General features: G+C 71.6%; 10 protein-coding genes. 6 read left to right on the plus strand and 4 right to left on the minus strand.

Features of this window, described 5'->3' with window-relative positions:
- Positions 1 to 243: 243 nt before the first annotated feature.
- Together ACZ7MG_RS17930 and ACZ7MG_RS17935 are read right to left on the minus strand one after the other, a co-directional pair.
- Positions 244 to 1,293 (minus strand): esterase-like activity of phytase family protein, encoded by a 1,050-nt coding sequence (locus ACZ7MG_RS17930; RefSeq protein ID WP_471379696.1) that lies wholly within the window; start codon positions 1,291 to 1,293, stop codon positions 244 to 246.
- A gap of 176 nt (positions 1,294 to 1,469) precedes the next feature.
- On the minus strand, positions 1,470 to 2,459 hold the full coding sequence (locus ACZ7MG_RS17935) for a serine hydrolase (protein WP_471379695.1): 990 nt from the start codon (positions 2,457 to 2,459) through the stop codon (positions 1,470 to 1,472).
- Positions 2,460 to 2,635: 176 nt separating this feature from the next.
- Between ACZ7MG_RS17935 and ACZ7MG_RS17940 the strand changes: the two genes are divergently transcribed.
- Entirely contained in the window at positions 2,636 to 3,007 is a 372-nt protein-coding gene (locus ACZ7MG_RS17940) for a hypothetical protein (protein ID WP_471379694.1), read from the plus strand.
- A 46-nt stretch (positions 3,008 to 3,053) separates the two neighbouring features.
- The gene (locus ACZ7MG_RS17945) at positions 3,054 to 3,419 is read left to right on the plus strand and encodes a DUF4180 domain-containing protein (protein WP_471379692.1); all 366 of its coding nucleotides are present in this window, start codon (positions 3,054 to 3,056) and stop codon (positions 3,417 to 3,419) included.
- Here the strand turns inward: ACZ7MG_RS17945 and ACZ7MG_RS17950 are convergent.
- Positions 3,324 to 4,733 (minus strand): phosphatase PAP2 family protein, encoded by a 1,410-nt coding sequence (locus ACZ7MG_RS17950; protein ID WP_471379691.1) that lies wholly within the window; start codon positions 4,731 to 4,733, stop codon positions 3,324 to 3,326. The two genes, ACZ7MG_RS17945 and ACZ7MG_RS17950, sit on opposite strands and share 96 nt — an antisense overlap.
- Positions 4,734 to 5,259: 526 nt before the next feature.
- On the opposite strand from ACZ7MG_RS17950, the gene ACZ7MG_RS17955 reads away from it, so the two are divergent.
- The 3 genes from ACZ7MG_RS17955 to ACZ7MG_RS17965 all read left to right on the plus strand — a co-directional run bounded on the left by ACZ7MG_RS17955 (position 5,260) and on the right by ACZ7MG_RS17965 (position 10,376).
- Complete coding sequence (locus ACZ7MG_RS17955) at positions 5,260 to 6,063, plus strand: endonuclease I family protein (protein WP_086757714.1); 804 nt, start codon at positions 5,260 to 5,262, stop codon at positions 6,061 to 6,063.
- Positions 6,064 to 6,338: 275 nt separating this feature from the next.
- The gene (locus ACZ7MG_RS17960; RefSeq protein ID WP_471379689.1) at positions 6,339 to 8,672 is read left to right on the plus strand and encodes an ArnT family glycosyltransferase; all 2,334 of its coding nucleotides are present in this window, start codon (positions 6,339 to 6,341) and stop codon (positions 8,670 to 8,672) included.
- Positions 8,673 to 8,861: 189 nt separating this feature from the next.
- The gene (locus ACZ7MG_RS17965) at positions 8,862 to 10,376 is read left to right on the plus strand and encodes an FG-GAP-like repeat-containing protein (protein WP_471379688.1); all 1,515 of its coding nucleotides are present in this window, start codon (positions 8,862 to 8,864) and stop codon (positions 10,374 to 10,376) included.
- 111 nt (positions 10,377 to 10,487) lie between these two features.
- Here ACZ7MG_RS17965 and ACZ7MG_RS17970 read toward each other — a convergent pair whose 3' ends face one another.
- Positions 10,488 to 11,429: an alpha/beta fold hydrolase gene (locus tag ACZ7MG_RS17970; RefSeq protein ID WP_471379685.1), complete on the minus strand. Its 942-nt coding sequence runs from the start codon at positions 11,427 to 11,429 to the stop codon at positions 10,488 to 10,490.
- 87 nt (positions 11,430 to 11,516) lie between these two features.
- Between ACZ7MG_RS17970 and ACZ7MG_RS17975 the strand changes: the two genes are divergently transcribed.
- Positions 11,517 to 12,131, plus strand: coding sequence for a TetR/AcrR family transcriptional regulator (locus ACZ7MG_RS17975; protein WP_471379683.1), 615 nt, complete (start codon positions 11,517 to 11,519; stop codon positions 12,129 to 12,131).
- Positions 12,132 to 12,145 lie beyond the last annotated feature (14 nt).

Genomic DNA, 12,145 nt, shown 5'->3' on the forward strand with positions numbered 1-12,145 from the left:
GGGTCTCGTGGGCGGGTGCGGGTGCGTGGGGCTTCTCGCGCAGTTCCCCGCGCCCCTGAAAAGCAGGGGCTGCGCCCCTTGCTTTTCGGCCCCGCGGCCCCGTCGCCTTTCAGCCCCGCGAGGGCTGTTCTTCAGGCCCGCAGGGGCCTGGTTTTTTGGGGGCGCGGGGAACTGCGCGAGAAGCCCCACCGGGCCCGCACCCGCCGACGAATCCGCAGCCCCGCGAGCTATGACGCGCCGGTCTCAGCGCACCCGTACCCGGAGCGAGATGAAGCGGGTCGTCTGGGCGGCGTTCTGGTTGTCGTCGCTGACCAGGAGCACGTTCAGCCGACCCCCCGACCGCGAGCCCCCGGTCACGGCCATCCCCTCGATGTTGTCGAGGAGAGGATTCGGCTGCGGCTGCTTCGCCGTGGCACCGAGGCCAGGGCAGTCCACGAGATCCGCGAGGAGGGCCTTCCGGACGAGCCGCACCCCACTCCCCTCCTCCCCGCTCAGCACACCCACCGCACGCGTGTCGCTCGCCCGCCGCACATCCGCCACGTACAGACGCACCGTGTTGCCGACCCCCGCGGTGAACCCCCGCTCCAGCACCAGCAACCGCCCACCCGACAACCCCACCACCTCGACGACCCCGAGGCCGGTGTCCGCCCGGTACCCGTACTGCGCCGCGAGCCGGAAGTCCCGCCCACCCGCACCGTGCCGCTGCCAGGTCTGGAGGCGGACGACCCCGGCGGTGTCACCGGAGAGCGCCCCCTCCATCGAGGCCAGCAGTGTGCGCCCGCCGGGCAGCAGCGTGAGCCCCTCGAAGGTCTGGTTGGCGGTGGCCCGCCCGGCCGGGGCGACCTTCAGCGCGTCGGGCACGGGCAGGCTGCCGAGGATCCGCCCCCGCCGGTCGTACCGCCGTACGGTCGGCTCGGTCTCGGAGGTGATGAGCCGGGTGCCGTCCCGGTCGACGACCACCGCCTCGGAGTCGAGCGCGGCCCCGGTCTCCGTGGCGAGCGGGACGACGCCCTCGGGCCGGAGCGTGCGGGCGTCGAGCGTGAAGAGGGAGGACCGGTCGGACACGGCGAGCAGCGAGCCGTCGCGGTCGACGGCGAGGCCGGAGAAGTTCCCGACGAAAGTGCCTTCGTACGTCGTCTTGTCGAGGGCGTCGGAGTACCCCTCGATCGACACGGACGACGAACAGGCGTGCGCACGCGGCGAGTCGGCGTGCACCGGCCCGGCGGCGACGAGCGTGGTCGTGGCCGCCGCCAGGCCGGCGGTGAGGGAGGCGAGGAGGTTTCTCAGAGACATGGCGTCACGGTAGGACGACCCCGGTGAGACGAAGATGGCGTCACCGTGAACGTCCGGATGTCATCCGGAGCGGTCCTGGAAAGGCAGCGGGCGCAGCCCCTGCCTTTCCAGGGGCGCGGGGAACTGCGCGAGAACCCCCACGCACCCGCACCCGCCCACGCACCCGCACCCCCGAGCTATGAGGCGCCCCCCGCCCCCGACTCAGGCACCGGCACAGTCGCCTCCTGCGGCCGATCCGTCGGCACATACCGCTCCACACTCACCGTCGCCCCCGACGCCGTCTTCTTCGCCGGCACCAGATCCTTGTGGATGGCCTTGGAGACGGCCTGGATCGTGTTGACCCCGTACTGCATGTCCGGGTTGCCGTGGGTGAGGACGGTGATCGTGTAGTCCCGCCCGCCGCCCACGAACGTGCCGACGCTGTGCACCCGCCACCCGTGCGTGGCACGCGACAGCCACCCGTTCTTGACGTGCACCTTCACCGTGGACGGCGCCCCGGCCGGGGTGCCCCAGCGCTGCGAGGCGACGACCTTGTTCATCAGCTTGAGGGTGTACGCCCGCGCGTTGTCGCTCAGCACGGTGTTCTTCGCGGTGAGCAGCGCGAGCAGCCGCTGCTCGTCCCGGACGGTGATCTGGGTGAGGCCCCAGTAGTTGTTGGCGCCCGGCTTCGTCTGCGTCATCTTGGCGGCCGTGAGGAACGCCTGGATCTTCTTCACGCCGAGCTGCTTCCACAGGGTGCTGGTGGAGGCGTTGTCCGACTTGGTGATCATGGCGGTGGCGAGCTTGGTCTCGCGGTCGGTGAGGTACCGGTTCGTCTTCTTGGCGTCGAAGAGCAGGGCCGCGAGCACGGTGACCTTCACGACGCTGGCCGAGTCGAACGCGGTGTCGCCGCGCAGCGTGCAGGTGGTGTTGGTCGCGCGGTCGTAGAGGCCGACCGCCACCGTCCCCTTCCGCTTCGCCAACGCCGCCGTGATGTCCTTCTTCAGCTTGTCGGCCAGCCCGGCCTGCTTCGACGTGCAGCTGACGGCGGGCGCGGCGGTCGCGGCCGGCGCGAACGCCACCGCCCCCGACGTCATGATCATCCCCGCGCCGATCCCCGCCGCAAGCACACGCGTCCTTCTGGACGTCCGTGACACCCGGGATACCCCCGATATCCGGTGAGTCATAAAACGCTTCCCATCCCGTTGAGTGACTGGAACCCACCCCTGGCGGGTTCACCACAGTCGACTCGCAAGTGTGGCCGATAGTTGTACGCCAGTTCCCGTCCGGGGGGTCCCGGCAGGTCCGGTGGATTCGGTACGGTTCGGAAAGGGCCCGCCAAGGCCCGGGAGGGAAGGCCGAGTTGACGGACAAGCCGCCCAGCCCCGCGTATCAGTGCGGGCAGCTCTACGCGACGCTGCACGCGCTGCGAGCCATCGGCAAGCGGGACAGAACCCTGATGAACGCCAACAACCTGAACAAAGCCGCCATACATCCCGGCCCCCGGCTGCGGGAGCACCTCGCCCAGGCGGGCGAGCACCTGCTCTCCGCCCGGCGACGGGGCCCCAAGTACGCCAGGGCCGCCACCGAGGTGTTCCAGGCGATAGCCGACTTGGCCCCGCTCGGCGGCCAACTCCCGAACTATCTGCACGGAACCCAGCAGGACGATTTCCACGCGGGTTTCCACCACCAGTACGGCGAGTACGTCATCTCCCACGGCGACCTGGTGCGATGACCCCGTAGCGCCGACCCCGTAGCGCCGACCCCGTAGCCTCGGCTTCATGACGACCACCCTGCAGACGATCCACGACGTCCCCGTTCTGATGTGTGCCGCCGAGGGCGGTGTGATCGCCAAGGAGGGGGACGCCCTGGATCTCATCGGGGAGGCGGGGTACCAGGGCGCCGCTTGGGTCGTCGTGCCCGTCGGGCGGTTCGACGAGGCGTTCTTCCGGCTGAGCACCCGTCTCGCGGGGGACATCGTCCAGAAGTTCGTGCAGTACGGGGTCGGCCTCGCCGTCGTCGGGGACATCTCCCGCTACACGGCGGACAGTTCAGCGCTGACGGACTTCGTCCGGGAGTGCAACCGCAACCGGCAGACGTGGTTCCTGGCGGATGTCGACGAACTGCGGGAGCGGCTCAAGGGCTGAGGCACCCGGGGGCGGTTCCGGCACCTCCGCCACGTCCGCCACGTCCGCCACGTCCGCCACGTCCGCCGCCTCCGCCGTCCACCGCCGGTCGAGCCGGAAGTAGCCGTACGCCACCGAGGCCATCGCCAGGAGGAGGAGTGGTCCGTACACCCACGGGTGTCGGGCCATCTCCACCGGCAGATAGCGATAGGCCAGCAGCAGGGCGACGAAGACCGTCGCGCCGTGGGCGACCAGTCGCCGTCCCGAGCGGTCCCAGCCGCGGTCGATCGTGCGCAGCGCCGTCTCGATGGTGAGCGTGAAGACGACGCCGGCGATGAGGTCGACGCCGTAGTGGTAGCCGAATCCCAGCGTCGCGGTGAGCGTGGCGACCAGCCAGAACGTCCCGGCCCAGCGCAGCCCGCGCGGGCCCCGGCGGGAGTGGATGAAGATCGCGGTGGCCCAGGCCGTGTGCAGGCTGGGCATGCAGTTGCGCGGGGTGAGGTCGTCGTACGGCATCGGGTGCGGCGGGCCGATCGGCGGGGGTGTGCCGGGCCACAGGTTGGCCAGCGCCCAGTGTTCGCCGCCGGTGCCGAAGGCGCCCGTGCCGTAGGCGAAGACGGGCCCGACCACCGGGAAGATCATGTAGATGCCCGGCCCGAGGAGGCCTATGACCAGGAACGTGCGCACCAAATGGTGGCGCGGGAAGCGGCGTTCGACGCCCACGTGCCGCAGTTGGTAGAGGGCGACGACGACCGCGGCCACCGCGAGCTGGACGTAGACCCAGTCGAGGAGGGTGGAGCCGACCGGGCCGGTGGCGCGGAGCATCCGGCCCACCACCCAGGACGGGTTGCCCAGCGCGTGGTCGGCGGTCGCCAGGTACGGGTCGAGCACGGTCGGGCGGGTCTTGGAGGTGATCAGCAGCCAGGCGTCACCGGTCTTGCGGCCGGCCACCAGCAGCAGACCGAGGCCCACGCCCTTGAGCAGCAGCATCCGTTCACGGCCGGTGCGGCGGGTGACGGCGACGACCGCGCAGCCGAGCACCACCCACAGCGCGCCGTTGCCGAACATCATCTCGGCGTCGAGGGCCCAGCGCACCAGGAAGAAGACGAGGTCGATACCGAGGGCGGCCCCGAGCGCGATGAACCGCTGCCGCCAGGTGAGCACCACCATCGTCAACGCCATGCCGGCGTACAGCAACGGCCCCGATTTCGGGGCGAACACCACTTCCCGCGCCTGGTTGGTGAGCGGCCCCGGCAGGCCGTATCCCCGTGCGGTGATCTCCAGCGCGAGAACGAATCCGACGGCCGCGACGACCACCGCGGCCCACAGAATCACCCTCGGCCGACGCCACGAGGTGGACGCGAAAGCACTTCGTATGCGCGGGAGGACCCGCGAGGCTATGGATATCACCTAGCCGACCGATGCCTTGTTCGGTCGGCCGGGTCTCTTCGTGGTGGGGGGCATGACTTCCCGGTGAGTGGGTGAGTGGGCGGCTGGGCTCACGGGTGAGTGACAGGCGGGTGAACCGGACCACGACGGACGTGATCGCTCTATTGAAGACTGTCAAACACCTGTCAAGGTTGCCCGATACCGGTCAACTCTGTGCACCCGGGCACCGCCCAGCACGCCCGAATCCCCACGTCAATGAGGGCCTTCCCTCGACTCGGAGCACAGGCAGGGGAGTTGGGGCACGACGGTTGCCCCGTTCTTCATAACGTCACCGAATCGCCTTCCTTCCGTAACACATGGGCTGACCCGTCCATGCCAATCTCTCGGTTACCCACACAGTCAACCCGCGTAGAACGAGGCTCCCCGAAGCAACTCCTCGCGCTGCGCGGCCCTCTGGGAAGGGACACCCCTCATGCCCGCTGCGCGGATACGCAGTTGGAAGTCGGTCGCTCTCGCGACATCGGCCGTGCTCGTCGGTATCGTCCTCCCGGCGGCCACCGCCACCCCCGCCTCGGCGACGACGACCGCGTACGACGACACGTACTACGCGAACGCGATCGGCAAGACCGGTACGGCCCTGAAGTCCTCCCTGCACACGATCATCAGCGACCAGACGACGATCTCGTACTCGGCGGTCTGGAACGCGCTGAAGGTCACCGACCAGGACCCGAGCAACAGCAGCAACGTCAAGCTGCTGTACAGCGGGATCTCCCGCAGCAAGTCCCTCAACGGCGGCAACTCCGGCAACTGGAACCGCGAGCACGTGTGGGCCCAGTCCCACGGCGACTTCGGCACCTCCGCCGGCCCCGGCACCGACCTGCACCACCTCCGCCCCGAGGACGTGGCGGTCAACGCCCGGCGCGGCAACCTCGACTTCGACAACGGCGGCAGCAGCTTCACCAACAGCGGCGGCAGCCTCGTCGACTCGAACTCCTTCGAGCCCCGTGACGCGGTCAAGGGCGATGTGGCCCGCATGATCCTGTACATGGCCGTCCGCTACGAGGGCGACGACGGCTGGCCCAACCTGGAGCCCAATGACCTCGTCACCAACGGCGGCACCCGCTTCCACGGCCGCCTCTCCGTCCTGAAGACCTGGAACGACGAGGACCCGCCGGACTCCTTCGAGGAGCGCCGCAACGAGATCATCTACGACGACTACCAGGGCAACCGGAACCCGTTCATCGACCACCCCGAGTGGGTCGAGGCGATCTGGTAACGGAAGCGCCCGGCAACGGCTACGCGCATCGAACCCCCGGTCCGGCGGCCGGGGGTTCGCCGCTGTCCCCCGGCCCCGGTGAGATCCGCGTACTCCACAAGGTCCCCGTGAGCCGGGCGCCCGGCCGGCGACCTCGGTACGGCGTTCCTCGACGGCCACCGGTCGCGCGTACCCGTCCGACCGGCCCGCGGCCATTACTTCCCGCTGGGCGAATTCACAGGTCGCTGCCAGGTACGCCACAGTGCGCGCCCATGACGTCGCCGCACGGTGCTGTGGTGACATCTGCCACCGATCCACGTCCCCACGCCCCGCACACCACCGAGGCCACCGGCGCGCCCGAAGCCGCGGTGCTCTCGGAGCCACCACCGCCCGCCCTTCCCGTACCGCCGCCGGAGGCCGCGCCACGCTGGTCGCTGCCCGCGCTGCTCGGGATCATGGTCCTGGCGGGGGTGCTGTACGCCTGGAACCTGTCCTCGTCCGGCCTCAACAGCTTCTACAGCGCGGCCGTGCTGAGCGGCACGGAGAGCTGGAAGGCGTGGTTCTTCGGCTCGCTGGACGCGGGGAACTTCCTCACCGTCGACAAGCCACCGTTCGTGCTGATGGTGATGGGCCTGTCCTGCCGCCTCTTCGGCTTCGGCACCTGGCAGATGATGGCCCCGCTGATCGCCTCCGCGCTCGGTACGATCTGGATCCTGCACTCCTCCGTGAAGCGGGTCTGGGGCCACGGGGCGGCGGCCGTCGCCGCGCTCGTGCTCGCCCTCACCCCCATCACGGTCGCCATCAACCGTGACAACAACCCCGACACCCTCCTCGTCTTCCTGATGGTCGCGGGCGCGGCCCTCGCACTGCGCGCCGTGCACAACGGCAGGCTGCTCCCGCTCCTCGGCTCGGCCGCCTGCTTCGGTCTCGCCTTCAACACCAAGATGCTCCAGGGCTACATCGCCCTGCCCGCCGTCTTCGCCGTCTACCTCTACGCGGCCAACACGGGCCTGGTGAAGCGGATCGTCAACCTGGCGCTCGCGGGCGTGGCGCTGGCCGTCTCCAGCGTCTGGTGGGCGGCGGCCGTCTCCCTCGTCCCCGCCGACGAGCGGCCGTACATCGGCGGCTCCACCGACGGCACCGCCTGGAACCTGATCATGGGCTACAACGGCCTGGGCCGGATCCTCGGTGGCGAGGGCAACGGCGGAGGGGGTGGCGGCGGAGGCGGCGGCTTCTCCGGCACCGCGGGGCTCGGCCGGATGTTCAACGACGTCCTCGGCGGCCAGATCTCCTGGCTGCTGCCCTTCTCGGCCATCGCGCTCGTCGGCGGGCTGGTGCTGTGCGGACGCGCCCCGCGTACGGACCTCACGCGCGCGGCGCTGGTGATGTGGGGCGGCTGGACCGCCCTGCACTACCTCACGTTCAGCCTCGCCGAAGGCACGATGCACCCGTACTACACCACCGCGCTCGCCCCCGGCATCGCGGCCCTCTGCGGGGGCGGCGGCCTGATGCTGCTGCGCGCGTTCCGCACGGACAAGCGGTGGCTGTGGGTGCTGCCGGCCGCGTTCGCGGTCACGGGGGTGTGGGCGGTCGTCCTGCTGCGCCGGGCGACGGACTGGAACACCTGGCTGTGGCCGACGATCGCGGTCGTGATGGTGGCCGGGGTGGCTGGCCTGATCGCCTTCCGCTCGGCGGACTCCGGCAGGCGGGTACGGCTGCTCGCCGCGTCCCTCGCCGCCGCGGTCGTCGCCTCGGTCGCGGGACCGGCCGCGTACGCCGCCACCGAACTCTCCGCCACGGGCGGCGGCATGGGCGGCACCAACCCGACCGCCGGGCCCACGACGGGCGGCGGCATGGGCGGCTTCGGCGGCGGTGGCGGCGGCAACCGCGCGGGCGGCGGCCCCGGGGGCGGCGGCTTCCCGGGCGGCGGCCAGAACGGGCAGGCCAACGGCCAAGCCAATGGCCAAGCCAATGGCCAGGCGAACGGGCAGGCGAACGGGCAGGCCGCCGGCGGGCAGCAGCCCGACGGTGGCCAGATGGGTACGCCTCCGAGCGGCGCCCCCGACGGCAACCAGCAGGGCGGCACGCAGCCGGGCGGGACCCAGCAGGGCGGGCAGTCCGGCGGGCAGGCACCGCAGAGCGGCACGAGCGGCGGACCCGGCGGCGGCATGGGCGGCGGTGGCGGCATGGGCGGTGGCGCGAGCAGTGAGCTGATCTCGTACTTGAAGAAGAATCAGGACGGCGCCAAGTGGCTGCTCGCGGTGTCGAGTTCACAGAGCGCGGCGCAGCTCATCCTCAGCAGCGGCGAGCCCGTCATCTCCATGTGGGGCTGGTCCGGCAGCGACCAGGCCATGACCCTCGCCAAGCTCAAGGAACTCGTCAAGGCCGGCGAACTGCACTACATCCAGCTCGGCGGCGGCATGGGCGGCGGCCCCGGCGGCAACTCCTCCCTCAGCTCCGAGGTGACCGCCTGGGTGCAGAAGAACGGCACGGCGGTGAAGGCGAGCGAGTACGGCGGCAGCGACACGTCGTCCGACAGCGACAGCGACAGCGGCAGCGGCAGCGGCAGCGGCAGCGACACCAGCCAGTCGGCGAGCGTGTACCGCCTGGACGCGTCGGACGTGAAGTAACCACAGCCCCACCCATCCCCTCCCCCATCCCCTCCCACGAGGGCCCCTGGACGCACCCGCGCCGGGGGCCCTCGGCAGTTACTCATCCATGACATTCGGACGTACAACCGATGAACCCCCGGTCGAGTCGGACTACATGGACGCGGCGCTTCCGCCCCGCCGGACCCCACCGACCCGAAAGGCACGTGCATGTCACGAGCAGGAGCACGAGTACGAGCAGGCGCACGACGCGGCACCCGGACGGCACGCGTGGGCGCCCCGCTGGCAGCGGTGGTGCTGCTGGCCGGAGGCCTGACCGCTCTGTCGCTCGGCCCGGCCGCGGCGGCCCCCGCGAAGGTGGGCGTGGCGGACGACTTCAACGGTGACGGCTACGCCGACCTGGTCGTGGGCGCCCCGGACGGCACGGTGTCCGGGAAGGCCAAGGCGGGCTATGTGGCCGTCCTGTACGGCTCGAAGAGCGGCGTCGCCCCCTCGAACACCGCGAAGAGGAAGCTGATCAGCCGCTCGACGAGCGGTGTCCCCGGCTCCGCCGCCGCGAACCAGCGCTTCGGCGCGACGTTCACCAAGGGCGACCTGGACCGGGACGGCTACGGCGATCTGGTGATCGCGGGCGGCACGGCGGGCTCGGTGATCGTCTGGGGTTCGGCGTCCGGGCTGACCGGCGGGACCAGCATCCCCCAGTACGGGGCGGCCCCGCAGGCCGGCGACTTCGACGGCGACGGCAAGACCGACCTGGCGCTGTTCTCCGCGCAGTCGGTCGGCGGCGACGACCCCGAGGGCGCCCCGGCGGCCCTGTGGAAGGGCCCGGTCTCCCGCGCGGGCAAGCCCGCCGCCGTGCTCAACCTCCTCGACAAGTCGCTGTGGTGGGGCTGGGACGAGGACGACGCCTCCTGCGCGACCGGCGGCGGCTGCGAGAACGGCCCGTCCTCCATCACCGGCCCGGTCGTCTCCGGCCAGGTCGGCGACGTCAACGGCGACGGCCGGGACGACCTCGTCCAGTGGCACTACACGGGCGACGGCACCTGGGGCAACCGCCTTCTCCTGGGCGGGAGTTCGGGCTTCACCCGGGGCTGGGTACCCGGCGACGACGTGAGCCGCGACCCGGCGGGCACAGGCATCGGCGACATCAACGGCGACGGCTACGACGACGTGGTCGTGGGCGCCGACGGCTGGTCCGACCATGCCCGGGTGGCGTACGGCTCCGCGACCGGCCTCTCCGAGGCGAACACCAAGCTCGACCAGGACCTCCCGGGCTTCCCCGGCGCCCAGGAGGACGGCGACCTCGTCGGCTCGGCGGTCTCGGTCGCCGACGTCACCGGTGACGGCTACGCCGACATCGCGCTCGGGATCGCGTACGAGGACGTCGGCACCGTTGTGAACACCGGCTCGGTCGCCCTCGTCCCCGGCTCCGCCGCCGGTGTCACGGGCGCGGGTACGAAGGTGTTCCACCAGAACACCGCCGGAGTCCCCGGAGCCGCCGAGGCGGACGACCGGTTCGGCACCACCACGGCCCTGCTGGACCTCGACGGCAACGGCCACGCCGACCTCGTCGTCGGCGCCCCCGCCGAGAACAGCGACAACGGCGCCGTCTGGATCCTCCCCGGCACCACCACCGGCCCCACCACCACCTCGGCCCAGGCCTTCGGCCCCGGCGACGTGGCGGGACCGGTGACGGACGCGGCGTTCGGAGCGGCGCTGCGCTGATCCGGGCGGCACAGCGCTGATCCGACTGGTGCTGCGCTGATCCGAGGGGTGCGCGGGCCCGGTGGACGCCGCCGGGCCCGTGCACCCGAAGGCCGGCGGCGTCCCGGCACGTCAGCCCGTGTGCCGCAGGACCTCCTCGGCCAACCGGCCGTCCAGCGCGGTCGGCAGGGTGTGGCCCAGCCCCTCGATCATGACCAGCCGGGCTCCGGGGATCGCGGCGGCGGTGGCCTCCGCGTGCGCCGGCGGGAACATCGGATCCTCCGTGCCGTGCAGGACGAGCGTCGGCGCGGTGACGGAGGCCAGGGCCGCCGTGTCGTCCCCGCCGGCCGCTCCGGCGAGCGTGTGGTTGAACCCGGCGGCCAGGTCGCGCGCCCGCTCGTACACCCGGCGCTCCATGGCCCGGTACTCCTCCGCGTCGAACGGCAGCACCGAGCCGTGCAGCACCCGCCACAGCGGCAGCCGGAGGGCGAGGTGACCCTCCAGCCCGGCCCCGGGATCGGGCAGGCTGCCGGCGAGCGCGGCCAGCAACTCGGCGGTGGGCGGCGGCAGTTCACCCGGCTCCGGGGGTGCCCCCGCCAGGGCCCGTGCCACCACCGCCGCCGTGTCCGTGCCCAACGGCTGGGAGGACAGGCTCGTCAGGGTCAGCACCCGCCCCGGATCGGTGACGGCGATCCGCTGCGCGATGATCCCGCCCAGCGAGGCCCCCACGAGATGGGCCTTCCCCACCCCGAACGCGTCCAGCACGGCGAGCGCGTCGGAGGCCAGGTCGGCGACGGTGTACGGCCGTACGGCGAAGTCGACGACGGAGGACCGCCCGGTGTCCCGGTGGTCGTAGCGGATCACCCGCCGCCCGCCTTCGACCAGCCGCCGGACGATCCCGTCGTTCCACTGCACACCCTGCGCCTGCGCCCCCATCACCAGCAGCACCACCGGCTGCCCGGGATCGCCGAACTCCTCGGCCCACAGCTCGACACCGTCCACGGGGACGATCCGCTCGCGGCCCCTCAGCTCTTCGTTCCTGGCCCTGTCGTTGATGACTCTATTTTCCTGCATGGTCGTTCAAGATAATGATGCGCCATGTATCCCGCACGCGTTTTTTCGAAGTGGACGCCCCGCCGCCGCACGCGGCACCCTGACCCCATGGCGGGAGTCAAGGGACAGGTGCAGAAGCGGGGCGTGGAGCGGCGGCGCGCGATGGTGGACGCGGCGATCACGCTCTTCTCGCAGCAGGGGGTCCGGGGAACCGGCGTCGCCGCGATCGCGGAGCGGGCCGGCGTGACCCCCTCCGCCCTGATCCACCACTTCGGCAGCAAGGACGGCCTGGTCCAGGCGGTCCTGGAGGAGGCCGACCGCCGCGCACTGGCCCGGCTGTCCGTTCCCCCGGACGCGGAACCCACCCTCGACCAGGCCTTCGACTGGTTCGTGCGGGACGCCGAACACACGGCCGCCACCGAACGCGAACTGACCGCCCTGCACACCACGTTGACGGCCGAGAACCTCGAACCGGGCACCGCCCTGCACACCTGGTTCCGCGACCGGGGCCGGGCGCTGCGGGACCATCTGGCCGCCCTCTTCACCCGCGCCGCGGCCGACGGCTCGATCCGCCCCGATCTGAGGCCGGGCCTCCTGGCCGCCGAGGTGACCGCCTTCCTCGAAGGCGCGCACCTCATCTGGCTCCTGGACCCCGAACAGGTGGACCTGACCGCCCTGTGCCACGGCTACTTCGAGGGCCTGACCGCCCGCCTCCGCCCGTGACCCCCGCCGGTCGC

This window comes from Streptomyces sp. NPDC107538 (genome assembly GCF_055657445.1).

Coding starts and splice junctions, on each gene's coding strand:
- ACZ7MG_RS17930 (WP_471379696.1), bottom strand. CDS start 1,293: ATGTCTCTGAGAAACCTCCTCGCCTCCCTCACCGCCGGCCTGGCGGCG.
- ACZ7MG_RS17935 (WP_471379695.1), bottom strand. CDS start 2,459: ATGACTCACCGGATATCGGGGGTATCCCGGGTGTCACGGACGTCCAGA.
- ACZ7MG_RS17945 (WP_471379692.1), top strand. CDS start 3,054: ATGACGACCACCCTGCAGACGATCCACGACGTCCCCGTTCTGATGTGT.
- ACZ7MG_RS17955 (WP_086757714.1), top strand. CDS start 5,260: ATGCCCGCTGCGCGGATACGCAGTTGGAAGTCGGTCGCTCTCGCGACA.
- ACZ7MG_RS17965 (WP_471379688.1), top strand. CDS start 8,862: ATGTCACGAGCAGGAGCACGAGTACGAGCAGGCGCACGACGCGGCACC.
- ACZ7MG_RS17970 (WP_471379685.1), bottom strand. CDS start 11,429: ATGCAGGAAAATAGAGTCATCAACGACAGGGCCAGGAACGAAGAGCTG.
- ACZ7MG_RS17975 (WP_471379683.1), top strand. CDS start 11,517: ATGGCGGGAGTCAAGGGACAGGTGCAGAAGCGGGGCGTGGAGCGGCGG.